Below are 15,131 nucleotides of genomic sequence, written 5' to 3' on the forward strand. Positions count from 1 at the left end.
CATGAAGCGTGCTGTGGTGATCGGAGCGACAGGGCAGATCGGGCGACCGGCGGTGGCCGCGCTGGTACGGGACGGCTGGGAGGTGACGGCCGCCTCGCGGGGCGGCGGCCGGGCCCCGGAGTGGCCCGACGGGGTGCGGGCGGTGCGGCTGGACCGCGAGGACGACGCCGCGCTGGCCGCCGTACTCGGCGACGGCTGCGAGCTGGTGGTGGACGTCGTCGCGTACGGGGCACGGCACGCCCGGCAGCTGACGGACCTGTCCGGACGGATCGGGTCGGCGGTGGTGATCTCCACGGTGTCGGTCTACGTGGACGACCAGGGCCGTGGCTTCGACACGATGGGCGAGCCCGGCGGGTTCCCCGAGTACCCGATGTGGCTGCGGGAGGACCAGCCGACCGTGGCTCCCGGCGACGCCACCTACAGCACGGGCAAGGCGGCCCTGGAGCACGAACTCCTCGCGGCGGGCGACCGGTTGCCGGCCACGCTGCTGCGCGCCGGCGCGGTGCACGGCCCGTACAGCCCGCTGCCGCGCGAGCTGTACTTCGTGAAGCGGAACCTCGACGGACGGCGCCGGCGCGTCCTCGCGTACGGCGGGCTGAGCCGGTTCCACGGGGCGCAGGTGCGCAATATCGCCGAGCTGGTGCGACTGGCGGCGGCGCGGCCCGGCTCCCGGGTGCTCAACGCGGTGGACCCGGACGTGCCGACGGTGGCCGAGATGGGGGAGGCGGTGGACGCGGTGATGGGGGTGCGGACGGAGACGGTCCTCGTGGACGGTCCGCCGCCCGGTCCGGCGGTCGGCAAGTCTCCGTGGTCGGCCGAACACCCGGTGGTGTGCGACATGTCCGCCGCCGAGCGGGAGCTGGGCTACCGGCCTGTCGTGTCCTACGCCGAGAGCCTGCCGGAGACGGTCGAGTGGCTGGCGGAGCGGCTCGCCGACGGGCGGGACTGGTGGGAGGCGTTCCCGATGCTGGCCGGGGTCTACCCGGACCTCTTCGACTACGCCGCGGAGGACGCCTGGTGTGCGGCGCACGGATGAGGTGAGGGGCGGCGCCGGCCGCCCCTCACCTCGTACCGTCGGCGCTTACGGCTTGGGCGTGGCGTGCGGTGCGCAGGTCACGTCCTCGGCGTCCAGCCTGCCGGTGAGCAGGTAGGCGTCCACCCGCTCGTTGACGCAGGAGTTCACGAGGCTGGTGACGCCGTGGGAGCCCGCGTCCTTCTCGGTGATCAGGCGGGAGCCCTTGAAGCGCTGGTGCAGTTCGAGGGCACCGCCGTAGGGGGTCGCCGCGTCGCGCTCGGCCTGGACGATGAGCACCGGCGGCAGGCCCTTGCCGGTCTTCACGTCCACCGGGGTCTGCTGCTTCACCGGCCAGGTCGCGCAGGGCAGGTTCATCCAGGCGTTGGACCAGGTCAGGAACGGGTAGTCGCGGTGGAGCCGGGTGTTGTCCCGGTCCCAGCGCTCCCAGCTGGTGGGCCACTTGGCGTCGGCGCACTCGACGGCGGTGTAGACGGCGTTGCCGTTCTCGGAGGCGGCGTTGCCCGCGGTGTCGGTCAGGTCGGGGGCGGCGGCGTCGACCAGAGCCTGGGTGTCGCCCGCGACGTACTTGCTGAACACCGTGGCGACGGGCACCCACGCGGAGTCGTAGTACGGGGCGCTCTGGAAGAAGCCGATCAGCTCGGCCGGGCCGACGACCCCGCCGATGGGCTCCTTCTTCGCGGTGGCGCGCAGCTGCAGCCACTTGGCCTGGACCTCGGCGCGGGTGGTGCCGAGGTGGAAGGTGGCGTCGTTCTTCGCGACCCAGTCCTGCCAGTCCTGCCAGCGGGTCTCGAAGGCGACGTCCTGGTCCAGGTTGGCCTGGTACCAGATCTTCTCGCGGGACGGGTTGACCACACTGTCGGTGATCATGCGGCGGACGTGGCCCGGGAAGAGCGTGCCGTAGACGGCGCCCAGGTAGGTGCCGTAGGAGACGCCGAGGAAGTTGAGCTTCTTCTCGCCGAGCGCGGCGCGGATGACGTCGAGGTCGCGCGCGGTGTTCGGGGTCGTCATGTACGGCAGCATCGCGCCGCTGCGCTCGTAGCAGCCCTCGGCGTACTCGCGGGCCAGCTTGCGCTGGGCGAGCTTGTCGGCCTCGGAGTCGGGCACCGGGTCCATCTTGGGCGCCTTGACGAACTCCTGCGGGTCGACGCAGGAGATGGGCGCCGACTTGCCGACACCGCGCGGGTCGAAGCCGACGAAGTCGTACGCCTTGGCGACGTTCTGCCAGACCGGGGCCTTGGTGGTGACGCGGCGCGGGAAGCGCAGCCCGGAGCCGCCGGGGCCGCCCGGGTTGTAGACGAGGGCACCCTGCCGCTCGGCCTTCGTGCCGGTGTTGCCGATGCGGTCGACGGCGAGCTTGATCTGCTTGCCGTACGGCTTGGCGTAGTCGAGCGGCACGGTGACCCAGCCGCACTGGATCGGCTTCTCCAGTCCCCAGTCGGCCGGGCAGTCCTGCCAGTCGATGCCCTTGTGCGCGGCGCGGGCCGCGGCGATCGCGACGCCCCGGGCCTCCCGGTCCTGACCGTGGCGGGCCTCGGCGGCGGCCCGGCCGGCACCGGCCGTGGTGCCCGCGTCCGCGCCGGCGGTGGCGCCCGCGTCGGCGCTGGCCGTCGGTGCCGCGACCGCGCCGGCTATCAGAGTCGCCGCGACGAGCACACCGGCCGAACCGAGTGCCGTAGTCCGCCTGTTCGGTCTGCTGTCCCTCAAGTGGAGCCTCCCCCTGCATCGTTGCGATGGACAGGGGGATCCTGGCGGCTGCGCGGCCGCGGGGAACAGGGGTGGCCGGGTTTTCTTTGCCAATCCGATAACCGGATCAGCCGATCCCGCTCAGCGGAAGACCCGCGAGGCGCGTCAAAAGCCCACGAGGTGCGTCAGCGGAGGTCGGCCAGCGCCTGGTCCAGCAGCCGGCGCAGCCGCAGCGCGTCCGGCGCGATCGCGCTCACGAGCACGGCGGGCCCGGCGAGCGGCATCAGCGCCGCCCCCTCCCCCAGCACCCGCGCTGCCGCTGGCCGCGCGGCGAACTCCGGCCGTACGACGATGAGTTGCCCCACGGCCCGGTGGCCGCCGAGCCCGGCCGGACCGTCCCAGCCGCCGGGCGCCCCGGGCCCGCAGGCCAGCTCCTGGTCGAGCACGGTCCGCCCGGCGACCCGCACGGTCAGCCGGCTGGTCAGCCGCCCGGGCTCCTCTCCCACCCGCCCGAGCACCTGCTCCTCGCGCAGCACCAGCCGCCCCGCCGCCGCGACGTCGACCCGTGTGCGCACGGTCAGTTCGCTGCCCGCGGCGCAGATCAACTGCTCGGGCAGCCAGTGCAGTTCGCCCCCTTCGGCCACGGTGAGCCGTACGTCGTACCGGGCCTCGCCCTTGGCCTGGCCCGGCAGGGCGATGGTGGCGGCGGCCGATCCGACCCGCAGCCGGGCGCGCTCGGCCACCTCCGCCTCGACAGTGAACCGGTCACCGCCCAGCGGCCCGCTCATCGCGCCGACCAGCATGACCCGCGCCTCGCTGCCGCTCCCCCGGGTCCGCCGCAGCGCCAGCGGGCCCTCGCCCGCGAGCACGGGCAGCGCCGTACCGCCGCGTCCGTCGTCGACGGCGCGGATCCGTGCCGTGGCCCGTACCCCGACGGTGGCCGTGGTCATGCCGTCCACGCGGCGAGCCGCGCCCGCACCCAGTCGGCGACGTCCGCGACACCGCTCTCGCCGCGCAGCGACTGGAAGACGACCGGCAGGTCGCCCCGCTGCGCCTTGGCGTCCGCCGCCATCCGGGCGAGGTCGGAGCCGACGTACGGTGCGAGGTCGGTCTTGTTGACCACCAGCAGGTCGGCGGTCGTGACGCCCGGCCCGCCCTTGCGCGGGATGTCGTCGCCGCCCGCCACGTCGATCACGAAGATCTGCGCGTCCACGAGGCCCTTGGAGAAGGTCGCGGTGAGGTTGTCCCCGCCGGACTCCACGAGGATCAGATCCAGCGGCCCGACCTCGTCCTCCAGGTCCTCGACCGCCTCCAGGTTGGCCGAGATGTCGTCCCGGATCGCGGTGTGCGGGCAGGCACCGGTCTCCACGGCCGTGATCCGCTCCGGCGGCAGCACGGCCTCCCGGAGCAGGAACTCGGCGTCCTCGCGGGTGTAGATGTCGTTGGTGACGACGGCCAGCGACAACTCGTCGCGCAGCGCCCGGCACAGGGCGGCGACGGTGGCGGTCTTCCCGGACCCGACGGGCCCGCCGAGGCCGATGCGCAGGGCGCGGCGGGTGCCGTCGGGCCGGTGGGCGTCGGCGCTGACGGCGGCGGGCCCGTCATGAGAGTGATCGAGATGCATGGGAACGGCTCCAGTTTCCTTGTTTCCAGCCAGTTCTTACGGTGCCTGTTCAGCCCAGCCGGGCAATCTCAGCCCGTCCGGCGTTTGAGGACGAGGCCGTTCAGGCCGAAAGGGGGGTCTGGGGGGCGCAGCCCCCCAGGGTCGGGAATGGGAAGGGGCGGCGGGGGCGAATACCTCCTACGACGCGAACAGCCGCACGGGCCACGAGGCGTGCTGCTCGGCCCCGATCTCCAGCAACGGCCCGGATGCGGCAGGCAGCGCATCCGGCCCCTCCACGACAGCCGCCTGCGCCGCCTCCACGGCCCGATCCGCCACACGGTCAAGCTCCGGCGCCAGCCGCGCCAGCACCCCGGTCGCGTCGAACGGATCGAGACTCAGCAGCCGCACGACCGCACTCGCGGCCCCGCTGACACTCTCGTACGCCGCACAGTACGCCGCGTCGACGGCCTCGAGACCCGCTGCCCGCGCCGCGAGCCCGAGCACCACAGGCTGATGCGCCCCCTTGGGGAACTCCCGCGCCAGGGCATCGAGTTCAGCCGACGGCCACGTCGCCCGCGCCGCCCGCATCAGCTGCCGCCCCAGCTTCCGCGCGACGACCCGCAACGCCGGCGACGGCGTCCGCGCGTCGGCGGCGGCGTCCAGTTCCGCGGGGTCGACTCCGAGGACGGCGGCAGCCGCGAGCGCCGCCGACACCAGCCCCGCCGTGTGCAGCCGCCCCCGGCAGAAGTCCTCCAGGCTCGCCGCCCCGGTGATCCGCCCCGCCTTGACGGCCGCCTCCGCCCCGCCGGAGTGGGCGTGCCCTCCGGCGGGAAAACGGCCGTCGGCCAGGACGAGCAGTGCTGCGCGGGACATCAGAAGAGGAAGTAACGCTGGGCCATGGGCAGTTCGGCGGCCGGGGTGGCCTCGACCAGCTCCCCGTCGATGTGCACGGCGAAGCTGTCGGGGTCGATCCGGACGTCGGGCCGGGCATCGTTCTCGCGCATGTCCGCCTTGGTCACACCGCGCGTCGACTCGATGGCCATGAACCGCTTGCCGAGCCCCAGCCGCTCCGGCAGCCCGTCCTCGAGGGCGAGCGGGGCCACGAAGTTGAACGAGTTCGCGGCCGGTGCCCGCCCGATCGCGCCGTACATCGGACGCGGCAGGATGGGCTGCGGGGTGGGGATGGAGGCGTTGGCGTCGCCCATCTGCGCGTACGCGATCTGCCCGCCCTTGAGGACGAGAAGCGGCTTGACGCCGAAGAAGGCCGGTTCCCACAGCACCAGGTCGGCGAGCTTGCCGCTCTCCACGGAGCCGATCTCGCGGGCGAGGCCCTGCGCGAGCGCGGGGTTGATCGTGTACTTGGCGACGTACCGCCGCACCCGGCGGTTGTCCGCGCGCCCGTCCCCGGGGAGGGCTCCGCGCCGCCGCTTCATCACATGCGCGGTCTGCCAGGTGCGCAGCACGACCTCGCCGACCCGGCCCATGGCCTGCGAGTCGGACGAGATGATCGAGATCGCGCCCAGGTCGTGCAGGATGTCCTCCGCCCCGATCGTCGACGGCCGGATCCGGGACTCGGCGAACGCCAGGTCCTCGGGGACCGCCGGGTTGAGGTGGTGGCACACCATCAGCATGTCGAGGTGTTCCTCGGCGGTGTTCACGGTGAAGGGCCGCGTCGGGTTGGTCGAACTCGGCAGCACGTGCGGCTCGGAGACGACGGTCATGATGTCCGGCGCGTGCCCGCCGCCCGCGCCCTCGGTGTGGTACGCGTGGATCCCGCGCCCCGCGATCGCGGCGAGCGTGTCGCCCACGAACCCGGCCTCGTTCAGGGTGTCGGTGTGGATGGCGACCTGGATGCCGGTCCGGTCGGCGACGGTCAGCGCGGCGTCGATGACGGCCGGGGTGGAGCCCCAGTCCTCGTGCAGCTTCAGGCCGAGCGCGCCGCCGCGGATCTGGGACAGCATGGCCTCGTGGGAGACGGTGTTGCCCTTGCCGAGGAAGCCGATGTTGAGCGGGTACTGCTCCATCGCCTCCAGCATCCGGGCGAGGTGCCAGGGGCCGGGGGTGACGGTGGTGGCCTTGGAGCCCTCGGCGGGGCCGGTGCCGCCGCCGACCAGCGTGGTGACGCCGGAGGCCAGCGCCTCGTCGGCGATCTGCGGGCAGATGAAGTGGACGTGGGCGTCGATGGCACCGGCGGTGAGGATCCGCCCGTTGCCCGCGATGACCTCGGTCTCCGGGCCGATGACCAGCTCGGGGTGGACCCCGTCCATGGTGTCGGGGTTGCCCGCCTTGCCGATGCCGGTGATCCGGCCGTCGCGGATGCCGATGTCCGCCTTGACGATGCCCCAGTGGTCGACGATCACGGCGCCCGTGATGACGGTGTCGGGGGTCCCCTCGGCCCGGGTGGCACGCGCCTGACCCATCGACTCGCGGATGACCTTGCCGCCGCCGAACACCGCCTCGTCACCGGCGAGTCCGGGCCCGCCGGAACGATCCTCCTCGATCTCGATCAGCAGATCGGTGTCGGCGAGCCGGATCCGGTCGCCGGTGGTCGGGCCGAACAGATCGGCGTACGCCGCACGCGAGATCTCAGGCATCGAGGGCACCTCCGGTCTCCCCGCGCAGGCCGGGCACGATCCGGGCGCCGGCGAGCGGGACGAGTTCGACGTCGACGGGGATCCCGGGCTCGAAGCGCACGGCGGTGCCCGCGGCGACGTCGAGCCGCTTGCCGCGCGCGGCGGCGCGGTCGAACTCCAGGCCGGGGTTGGCCTCGGCGAAATGGTAGTGGGAGCCGACCTGGACCGGCCGGTCGGCGGCGTTGAGGACGGTCAGCCGCGTGACCTCACGGCCCTCGTTGCAGACGATCGGGTCCTCGGCGAACAGGATCTCCCCGGGAATCATCGAGGCCCCCTCAGACGATCGGGTCGTGGACGGTGACGAGCTTGGTGCCGTCCGGGAAGGTCGCCTCGACCTGGACGTCGTGGATCATCTCGGGGACGCCCTCCATGACCTCGTCCCGGGTGAGCAGCTTGCGCCCGGAGGCCATGAGTTCGGCGACGGTACGGCCGTCCCGCGCGCCTTCGAGGATGTGCGAGGTGATGAGGGCGACCGCCTCGGGGTGGTTCAGCCTCAGCCCGCGGGCCCGGCGCTTCTCGGCGACGTCGGCCGCCACATGGATCAGCAGCCTCTCCTGCTCGTGCGGGGTCAGTTGCACGTCCCACCTCACATCCTCGCTCCGGGCCGTGCGGGGCCCGGTTGCCGCGGCCACCGGGAAAAGTCCCTGGTGGCGTGGATGGGCAGGCTAGTTCGACCGAGTTTCACGCACGTTAACCGAGCTGTGATCCATCCTGGGCGGTCCGCTCGCCCTCCATGCTCATCAACGCCCGCAGACCGTCCCGGAGGACCTCGACGGGGGTGGGGCCGAAGAGCGACTGCTGGGCGAGGAAGCCCACCGCGGCCGCGATCATCGTGCGGGCCACGTGGTCCGGCTCGACGTCCCCCCGCATCATCCCGGCGTCCTGGTAGCCCTCGACGATCCGGGACCAGGCCGCGCGCACCTCGCCGTAGCCCTCCCGCAGGACCGCCGCCAGCTCCGGGTTGCGCAGCGTCTCCGCCCACACCTGGATGACGAGCCGGGGAAACGCGGGCTGCCCGTCGACGACGAGGGACTCCCGGGCGGCGAGCGTCCGGCCGAGGACACGGGCGACGAGTTCGTCCGGCGGCGGGGGCGGGCTCAGCCGCGCCGCCTCCTCGAAGGCCGTGCGGACCGATCCGAGCACCTCGCCGACGATGGCGCCGATGAGCTCTTCCTTGCCCCTGAAGTAGCGGTACACGGCTCCCGCCGAGAGGTCGACCTCCTTCAGCACGTCCTGCATGGAGGTGGCGTGGAAGCCGTTGCGGGCGAAGCAGAGCGCGGCGCCGTCGAGGATCTGCCGGCGGCGGGCGTCGAGGTGTTCCTGGGATACGCGGGCCATGCTCCCCAACTTAAAACGAACGTTCCTTCTTGACAAGGAACCGCCCTGGCGAGACGGTGAGAGAGAAGAAAAACGAACGATCCTTCTCTTTGACTGGGGAGAACCCATGTCCGCTACCCGCAGGCCGCTCGCGGTCGCCGTCCTCGTCCCGCTCCTCGCCGCCCTCGCCCTGTGGGCCTTCGCCTGGCCCGCCGCCCGCACGGCACCGCGCGACCTGCCGCTCGGCGTCGCCGGACCCGCCACCGCGACCGCCCAGGTCGAGCAGCGCCTCACCCGGCACGAGGGCGCCTTCGAGATCCACCGCTACGCCGACGAGGCCGCCGCCCGCGAGGCCATCGAGGACCGCGAGGTCTACGGCGCGGTGGTCGTCACCGAGCAGGGCCCCCGCCTGCTCACCGCCTCCGCCGCGAGCCCCACGGTCGCGCAGCTGCTCCAGCAGGCGGTGGCCGGGCAGGCGGCCGCCGAGGGCGCTCGGATCACGACGGTCGACGTGGTCCCCGCCCCGGAGAACGACCCGCGCGGCGCGGCGCTCGGCGCGAGCGTGCTGCCGCTCGCCCTCGCCGGGATCGCGGCCGGCTCCGCGGTGACCCTGCTGGGGCTGCGCGGAACCCGCGCCGTGGCCGCGCTCGTCGGCACCTCCGCTCTCGTCGGTGTCGCGGCGGCCGCTCTCACGCACAGCTGGCTGGGCGTCCTGACCGGCGACTGGTGGGCGGAGGCCGGGGTGCTCGGGCTGGCCTCGCTGGCGGTCTCCGGCGCGGTGGCGGGGCTCGGCGCCCTGATGGGCCCGGCCGGGATCGCCCTGGGCGCCGCCGTGATGATGCTGCTCGGCAACCCGTTCTCCGGCGCCTCCTCCGGGCCGCAGATGCTGCCCGAGCCGGCCGGTGCGATCGGCCAGTGGCTGCCGCCGGGCGCCGGGGCGTCCCTGCTGCGCTCGGTGTCGTACTTCGACGGGGCGGCGGCGACCGGCCCCGCTCTGACCCTGACCTGGTGGGCCGCTCTGGGCCTCGGGGCGGTGCTGCTCGGCTCGGCACTGAAGTCCCGTAGGGCCGGGACGGAACCGGCGGCCGAACGGGAGCCCGCGCTCGCCGGCTGACCACCGGCCCGCCGACCACGACCGACCGTGCGTCCCCGCAGTAGCGGACGGGAGCGCACGGTCTTCTTTTCCGGGCTTTCCGTGGCTTTCGCGGACTACTTCCGGGCTTTCCGTGGCTTCCGGAGGCTACGAGGGGTTGGGCCCCCGGTGCTCCGCCGCGATGCCGAAGCGCTGCCGTTCGCGGGGAGCGGACGCGACCTCGCGGACACCGGAGACGGAGCTGATCACCTGCTCCTCCTCGGACTCCTGGAGCTCATCGAGTCGTTGCAGGTCAGCGGCGGAGACAAGGGCGACGAGGGGCTTGCCGTGACGGGTCACGACGACGCGTTCACCGCCGTAGACCACCCGGTTGATCAGATCGGCGAGCTCAGCTCTGGCTTGCGTCACCGGAATCTCGTAGGCCATGGTCTCTACATTACGTCATGTACGTCCTGTACATTTTTTACGGAGACAGCTCCGCCGTGAGGAGGGGTCCGCCATGACCCGAGAGCCCGTCCAGCCGTCCGCCCGCTACGTCCTGCCCGAGTTCACCGAACGCACGAGCTTCGGCCACCGGACGATGGATCCGTACGCGAAGCTCCTCGAGGAGCGGATCGTCTTCCTGGGCACGCCGATCGACGACACCTCGGCGAACGATGTGATGGCCCAGTTCATGCATCTGGAGTACCGGAACCCGGACCGGGACATCTCGCTGTACATCAACTCCCCCGGCGGCTCGTTCACCGCCATGTCGGCGGTCTACGACACCATCCGGTACGTGAGCTGCGACGTGGAGACCATCTGCCTCGGCCAGGCCGGATCCTCCGCCGCGGTGCTGCTGGCCGCCGGGACTCCGGGCAAGCGATACGCCCTGCCCGGCGCCCGCGTGGTGATCCGTCAGCCCGCGCTGCCCGAGCCGGTGGAGGGCCAGGCCAGTGACCTCGCCATCCAGGCCGAGGAGTTGACCCGCGTCCGGGACCGCCTGGAGGAGATGCTGGTACGGCACACCGGGCGCAGCCGGGAGCAGGTGAGCGCGGACATCGAGCGGGACAAGGTCCTCACCGCGCAGGAGGCACTGGAGTACGGCCTGGTGGACCGGATCGTCACCGACCGCAAGGCCTCGGGTGCCGCGCCCGGCGGGAGGTGAGCCGCCGATGCTGCCGCCCGAGCTGCCGCCGCTGCCCGCCCTCACCCGCGCCGAGGGCGAGTTGATCGACCGTTACCTGGAGGTGGTGGACCTGCTCGGCCGGATCAACCCGGGCCGGCACGGTCACACGTACAGCGGACTGCGCGCCGCCCAGGCCCTGGTGACCAAGGCCGCCGCCCTGCGCGACGCGCTGGCGCTGATGCACCAGCGCGGCGAGACGGAGCTGCACGCGCCCACGCTCGCGCGGGCGCTGCGCGTGCTGGACGGCGAACGCCGCACGGCGCGCGTCAGCCTTCCGCCGCGCTCCGACAGTTGACGCACGGCACCCGCGGCCGGGGACTCCCGCGCAGGTCACGGCGTGTCCGCGGGCCGGTTGAAACGGACTGAACGGATTACCCACGTTCGGCGTATCCGCGTCTCCTTTTTCAGACTGGCTCGAGTTGCGCCGAGAGCGGGCCTCCGGCGCGGAATGAGACCTTCCACCCCTGGTCCGGGGGTCCGTTGCGGTCTTGACACCCGACCCTTCGTCAGGATGTCCACCCGAACGGATGAGTGGTGAGGAAGACCACAAATCCCCGGTTCCGTTGGGATTTTCGGACATGCGTGAGTCAAGATCCCTGACTGACGACAAGCCCCCGCCACCGCGGTGGGGCGATCCGGGCGGACGCCGAGTCCTGCCGCCGCCCGGATGACCGGTCGACAGGAGTGGATCGGCAGGAGTGGAGGACCCAAGCACGACGGGTCGCCGGAACGGTCACGCCACGACCGGGCCGAGCGGTCCTTGGGGTGAAGCCGCGCAACGCGGCCGGGCAACTTCGCCAGCCCGAATCCGACAGGTCATCCTTCACAGGCGGCTGACGAAGGGTTGCGCATGAACGCGCTCAATCGTGTCCCGTCGCTCATGGCCCGGGCCGGTACGGCCTCGGCCCTCACCCTCGCCGCCGTGGGCGGCTCCGTGATCGCGCCCGGCTTCGCCTCCGAGGCCGAGGCCGCCACGCCGGCGACGAAGGCCCTCCAGATCGCCGCGTCCAAGAAGGGCTCCCCGTACAAGTGGGGCGCCACCGGACCGAAGCGGTTCGACTGCTCGGGGCTCACCCTCTACTCGTACAAGAAGGCGGGCAAGAGCCTGCCGCGTACGGCCGCCCAGCAGTACAACAAGACGCACCACATCTCGGCCAAGAACCGCAAGGCCGGTGACCTGGTGTTCTTCCACTACGGATCCAGCGTGTACCACGTGGGGATCTACGCCGGAAAGGGGAAGATCTGGCACGCCCCGAAGACCGGGGACGTCGTGCGCCTGCAGAAGATCTGGACGAAGAGCGTCTGGTACGGCCGGGTCAAGTGACCCCTGCGGGCCGGTGACGGCGCCCCTGACGCGCCCTCACCGCGCCCGGGACTTCCTGTGAGCGACCACACCGGGCCCGCCGCGTACGCGCGTGCGGGCCCGGTTCTCGTATCGTCAGGGCTCCGGCTGCCCCGCGGTCACCGGCCGGGCCGGGACCGCCCACGGCAGTTCGATGGCGACGGTCTTGCCGCCCTCGCGCGTGCGGCGCACTCTCAGCCGTCCGCCGCACTCCGCGGTCAGCCAGCGGATGATCACCATGCCGCGCCCGTTGTCCTGCTGCACGGCCGCCGGCAGCCGCTTGGGGAACCGGGGATGACTGTCCGTCACCCCGATGCGCAGATGTTCGTCCCGGTCGAGTTCGACGTCCACCGTGAAGGTGGGTGACTGGCCGAAGGTGTGCTGTACGGCGTTGGTGGCGAGTTCGGAGACGATCAGCCGGATGGAGTCGGCCACCTCCGCGTCGGGCGGCAGACCCCACTCCGCCAGAGTGCTGACCACATAGGCGCGAGCCGCGGAGACCGAAGCGGGATCGCTCGGCAGAGTGACGGATGCTTCCAGATGGTCTGCCATGGCGAGTCGTCCCTTTCCCACGGGACCGCGGACCGACACGAAAGCGGATGCTTCGAGTACGGTCCCGGACTGGTGCTTCGTCGCCAGACTGCCACTACCGGGGCGATCCCGGTGGCGATCCACCAAGATATGCATATATCTGTCGCTCGAAGCGGTGAACTCTGCGACGGGAGCACGTATTTGGGCGGCTCGGTTGGAGTAAGGAGGAGCCCATGCAGCACGGTCCCGCGGTGCGCCGCCGGAAACTGGGCGCCGAACTGCGTGCGCTGCGCACGGGTGCGGGGCTCACCAGTGGCGAGGCCGCCCGGCTGGTGGGCTGGCACCAGTCGAAGGTGAGCCGGATCGAGACCGGCGCGAGTGGGGTGAAACCGGCCGATGTTCGGTTACTGCTCGACGCCTACGGAGTGACGGATCCTCAGCTGCGCGAGTTGCTGCTGGTGCTCGCGGGGTCGGGCGACAGCCAGGGCCGGGACCACTGGTGGCACGCCTATCGCGGGGTGCTGCCGCCCACCTACCGGGACTTCATCAGCCTGGAGTCCCAGGCGAGCGGGATGCGCACCCTGGAGACCTCGGTGGTGCCGGGGCTGCTCCAGACCCCCGAGTACGCCCGCGCGGTGACCCGGGCCGCCGTGGAAGGCCTGGACGAGGACCGGCTGGACGCGCTGGTGGAGGTACGGCTGGCCCGGCAGGACGTGCTGCGCTCGCAGCCGCCGCTGGCGCTGAACGCGGTCCTGGACGAGGCGGTGCTGCGGCGCGAGGTCGGCGGTCCCGACGTCATGGACCGTCAGCTGCGCCGGCTGGTGGAGGCGGGACGGCTGCCCCAGGTGAGGCTCCAGGTGCTGCCGTTCGCCGCAGGGGCGCACATCGGCGTCACCGGGCCTTTCGTTATCTTCTCATTTTCGAACACTTCTGATCTGGATGTGGTTGTTCTCGACCACTTGACGAGTAGCCTCTATCTCGAACGGAAAGAAGATGTTGGGGCCTACACCGAGGCCTTCGACGCCCTTCGGCGTCACGCCCTGTCACCCGAGGAATCGTTGGACTACATCGCCGGGATAGCTGACGGCGCGTAGGGAGGCATCATGACCGCACTGCCTCGGAACGTACCTTCGACCAGCCAACTGTCCGATGTGCGCTGGCTGCGCAGCAGCTACAGCACGGGAGCGAACAACTGCGTGGAGACGGCCAGGCCCCGTTCGGGCGCCTGGGCCGGGCTGCTCGCCGTACGCGACTCCAAGGACCCGGCCGGACCCGCGCTGCTCTTCTCCCCCGAGAGCTGGGCGTACTTCACGGCCGCCGTCTGACCCACCGTCCACCAGGAGCGACGCACGGCCGTGGACGCCGACTCATGGCCGCGTTTCGCCGATGACCCGTACAGCGCGTTCGATCTGGTCCCCGGAGAGGTCCGCGCGGGCGGTCAGCCGCAGCCGGGAGATGCCGTCGGGCACGGAAGGAGGTCGGAAACAGCCCACGGCCAGCCCGGCGGTCCGGCAGTCGGCCGCCCAGCGCACGGCGCTCTCCGGGGACGGAGCGCGCACCGAGACCACCGCCGCGTCCGGCCGGACCGCCTCGTGACCCGCGGCCGTCAGCCGGGCGTGCAGCTCGCCCGCCACCGCGCGCGCCCGCTCGGCCCGCTCCGGCTCCCGGCGCAGCAGCCGCAGGGCCGCCAGGGCCGCGCCGACCGCCGCGGGGGCGAGGCCCGTGTCGAAGATGAAGGTCCGGGCCGCGTTGACCAGGTGGTCGATCACCCGGGCGGGGCCGAGCACGGCGCCGCCCTGACTGCCCAGCGACTTGGACAGGGTGACCGTGACCACGACGTCGTCGGCGCCCGCGAGACCCGCCGCCTGCGGGGCGCCCCGGCCGCCCGCCCCGAGCACCCCGAGGCCGTGCGCGTCGTCGACCACGAGACCCGCCCCGTGCTCCCGGCAGGCCGCCGCCAGCTCCGCCAGCGGGGCCGCGTCGCCGTCCACCGAGAAGACCGTGTCGGACACCGCGACAGCGGGCCCGTCATGGCTCTGGAGCGCCTTGCGGACCGCGTCCGGGTCGGCGTGCGCCACCACCTGGGTGGTGCCCCGGGCCAGCCGGCAGCCGTCGATCAGGGAGGCGTGGTTGCCCGCGTCCGAGACGATCAGCGCTCCGTGCGGGGCCAGCGCGGTGACCGCGGCGAGGTTGGCCGCGTAGCCCGAGGAGAAGACCAGGGCGGCCTCGAAGCCGCAGAAATCGGCCAGCTCGCGTTCGAGTTCCCCGTGCAGTTCGGTGGTGCCGGTGACCAGCCGGGAACCGGTCGAGCCGCCGCCCCAGACCCGCGCCGCGCGGGCCGCGCCCTCGGTGACCTCCGGGTGGCGGGCCAGGCCCAGGTAGTCGTTGCTCGCGAGGTCCAGCAGGGGCGAGTCGGCGGGCCGGGGCCGCAGGGTGCGGACGAGTCCGGCGCGGCGGCGCACGTCCGCCTGCTCGTCGATCCAGCCGAACGCCATGGGTCCTCCGGGGATTTTGTAGGCAGTGCACAGACACTAGCGGGCCCGCCCGCAGGCCAGGATGTGGCAATCCACACACGACGAAGTGGAGCTGTTGTGCGAACTCTCCTTGGCCAGGAGCACCTCCGTAGGACAGGATCGGCTCTCATGGACCTGCTGAACACGCTGGTGGACAAGGGGCTTCGGCGCGAGCTGCCGACCCGCGAGGAGGCGCTGGCCGTCCTCGCGAC

Annotated in this window: 18 protein-coding genes and 1 pseudogene; 8 read left to right on the forward strand and 11 right to left on the reverse strand. The window is 72.3% G+C overall.

Annotated elements, in window-relative coordinates; translation table 11 throughout:
* Position 1: 1 nt before the first annotated feature.
* Entirely contained in the window at positions 2 to 1,036 is a 1,035-nt protein-coding gene (locus ACZ42A_RS35300; protein WP_468531417.1) for an NAD-dependent epimerase/dehydratase family protein, read from the forward strand.
* 45 nt (positions 1,037 to 1,081) lie between these two features.
* Here the strand turns inward: ACZ42A_RS35300 and ACZ42A_RS35305 are convergent, their stop codons facing one another.
* The 8 genes from ACZ42A_RS35305 to ACZ42A_RS35340 all read right to left on the reverse strand — a co-directional run bounded on the left by ACZ42A_RS35305 (position 1,082) and on the right by ACZ42A_RS35340 (position 8,293).
* Positions 1,082 to 2,740 (reverse strand): alpha/beta hydrolase, encoded by a 1,659-nt coding sequence (locus ACZ42A_RS35305; protein ID WP_468531418.1) that lies wholly within the window; start codon positions 2,738 to 2,740, stop codon positions 1,082 to 1,084.
* Positions 2,741 to 2,904: 164 nt separating this feature from the next.
* A complete protein-coding gene (locus tag ACZ42A_RS35310) occupies positions 2,905 to 3,669 on the reverse strand; it encodes an urease accessory protein UreD (RefSeq protein WP_468531419.1) in 765 nt (254 codons plus the stop codon).
* Complete coding sequence (gene ureG, locus ACZ42A_RS35315; RefSeq protein ID WP_468531420.1) at positions 3,666 to 4,343, reverse strand: urease accessory protein UreG; 678 nt, start codon at positions 4,341 to 4,343, stop codon at positions 3,666 to 3,668. The genes ACZ42A_RS35310 and ureG overlap by 4 nt, the downstream gene beginning before the upstream one ends.
* Before the next feature lie 177 nt (positions 4,344 to 4,520).
* Complete coding sequence (locus ACZ42A_RS35320; RefSeq protein ID WP_468531421.1) at positions 4,521 to 5,195, reverse strand: urease accessory protein UreF; 675 nt, start codon at positions 5,193 to 5,195, stop codon at positions 4,521 to 4,523.
* Entirely contained in the window at positions 5,195 to 6,916 is a 1,722-nt protein-coding gene (locus ACZ42A_RS35325; RefSeq protein WP_468531422.1) for an urease subunit alpha, read from the reverse strand. Before ACZ42A_RS35325 ends, ACZ42A_RS35320 begins: the two co-directional genes overlap by 1 nt.
* The gene (locus ACZ42A_RS35330; protein WP_468531423.1) at positions 6,909 to 7,220 is read right to left on the reverse strand and encodes an urease subunit beta; all 312 of its coding nucleotides are present in this window, start codon (positions 7,218 to 7,220) and stop codon (positions 6,909 to 6,911) included. The genes ACZ42A_RS35325 and ACZ42A_RS35330 overlap by 8 nt, the downstream gene beginning before the upstream one ends.
* Positions 7,221 to 7,230: 10 nt before the next feature.
* A complete protein-coding gene (locus ACZ42A_RS35335; protein WP_468531424.1) occupies positions 7,231 to 7,533 on the reverse strand; it encodes an urease subunit gamma in 303 nt (100 codons plus the stop codon).
* 112 nt (positions 7,534 to 7,645) lie between these two features.
* Positions 7,646 to 8,293, reverse strand: a complete 648-nt coding sequence (locus ACZ42A_RS35340) for a TetR/AcrR family transcriptional regulator (protein ID WP_468531425.1) — start codon at positions 8,291 to 8,293, stop codon at positions 7,646 to 7,648.
* 106 nt (positions 8,294 to 8,399) lie between these two features.
* On the opposite strand from ACZ42A_RS35340, the gene ACZ42A_RS35345 reads away from it, so the two are divergent.
* Entirely contained in the window at positions 8,400 to 9,386 is a 987-nt protein-coding gene (locus ACZ42A_RS35345) for an ABC transporter permease (RefSeq protein WP_468531426.1), read from the forward strand.
* Positions 9,387 to 9,512: 126 nt separating this feature from the next.
* On the opposite strand, the gene ACZ42A_RS35350 is transcribed toward ACZ42A_RS35345, so the two are convergent.
* The gene (locus ACZ42A_RS35350; protein ID WP_468531427.1) at positions 9,513 to 9,791 is read right to left on the reverse strand and encodes a type II toxin-antitoxin system Phd/YefM family antitoxin; all 279 of its coding nucleotides are present in this window, start codon (positions 9,789 to 9,791) and stop codon (positions 9,513 to 9,515) included.
* 73 nt (positions 9,792 to 9,864) lie between these two features.
* On the opposite strand from ACZ42A_RS35350, the gene ACZ42A_RS35355 reads away from it, so the two are divergent.
* From ACZ42A_RS35355 to ACZ42A_RS35365, 3 genes are all read left to right on the forward strand, one after another.
* Positions 9,865 to 10,512, forward strand: a complete 648-nt coding sequence (locus ACZ42A_RS35355; RefSeq protein WP_468531428.1) for an ATP-dependent Clp protease proteolytic subunit — start codon at positions 9,865 to 9,867, stop codon at positions 10,510 to 10,512.
* A gap of 7 nt (positions 10,513 to 10,519) precedes the next feature.
* Positions 10,520 to 10,828, forward strand: a complete 309-nt coding sequence (locus ACZ42A_RS35360; protein WP_468531429.1) for a hypothetical protein — start codon at positions 10,520 to 10,522, stop codon at positions 10,826 to 10,828.
* Between the two features lie 555 nt (positions 10,829 to 11,383).
* A complete protein-coding gene (locus ACZ42A_RS35365; protein WP_468531430.1) occupies positions 11,384 to 11,857 on the forward strand; it encodes a C40 family peptidase in 474 nt (157 codons plus the stop codon).
* A gap of 114 nt (positions 11,858 to 11,971) precedes the next feature.
* Here the strand turns inward: ACZ42A_RS35365 and ACZ42A_RS35370 are convergent, their stop codons facing one another.
* Positions 11,972 to 12,427: an ATP-binding protein gene (locus ACZ42A_RS35370; protein WP_468531431.1), complete on the reverse strand. Its 456-nt coding sequence runs from the start codon at positions 12,425 to 12,427 to the stop codon at positions 11,972 to 11,974.
* 212 nt (positions 12,428 to 12,639) lie between these two features.
* Here ACZ42A_RS35370 and ACZ42A_RS35375 point away from each other — a divergent pair, with 212 nt between their 5' ends.
* On the forward strand, positions 12,640 to 13,500 hold the full coding sequence (locus ACZ42A_RS35375; RefSeq protein WP_468531432.1) for a helix-turn-helix domain-containing protein: 861 nt from the start codon (positions 12,640 to 12,642) through the stop codon (positions 13,498 to 13,500).
* Positions 13,501 to 13,509: 9 nt separating this feature from the next.
* Positions 13,510 to 13,731, forward strand: coding sequence for a DUF397 domain-containing protein (locus ACZ42A_RS35380; protein ID WP_468531433.1), 222 nt, complete (start codon positions 13,510 to 13,512; stop codon positions 13,729 to 13,731).
* A 42-nt stretch (positions 13,732 to 13,773) separates the two neighbouring features.
* Here the strand turns inward: ACZ42A_RS35380 and ACZ42A_RS35385 are convergent, their stop codons facing one another.
* On the reverse strand, positions 13,774 to 14,901 hold the full coding sequence (locus ACZ42A_RS35385) for an 8-amino-7-oxononanoate synthase (protein WP_468531434.1): 1,128 nt from the start codon (positions 14,899 to 14,901) through the stop codon (positions 13,774 to 13,776).
* Between the two features lie 96 nt (positions 14,902 to 14,997).
* Between ACZ42A_RS35385 and ACZ42A_RS35390 the strand changes: the two are divergent.
* Positions 14,998 to 15,131 (forward strand): annotated as a pseudogene (locus ACZ42A_RS35390) (biotin synthase BioB); the annotation flags it as partial.

This window comes from Streptomyces sp. NPDC030838 (assembly GCF_055572035.1).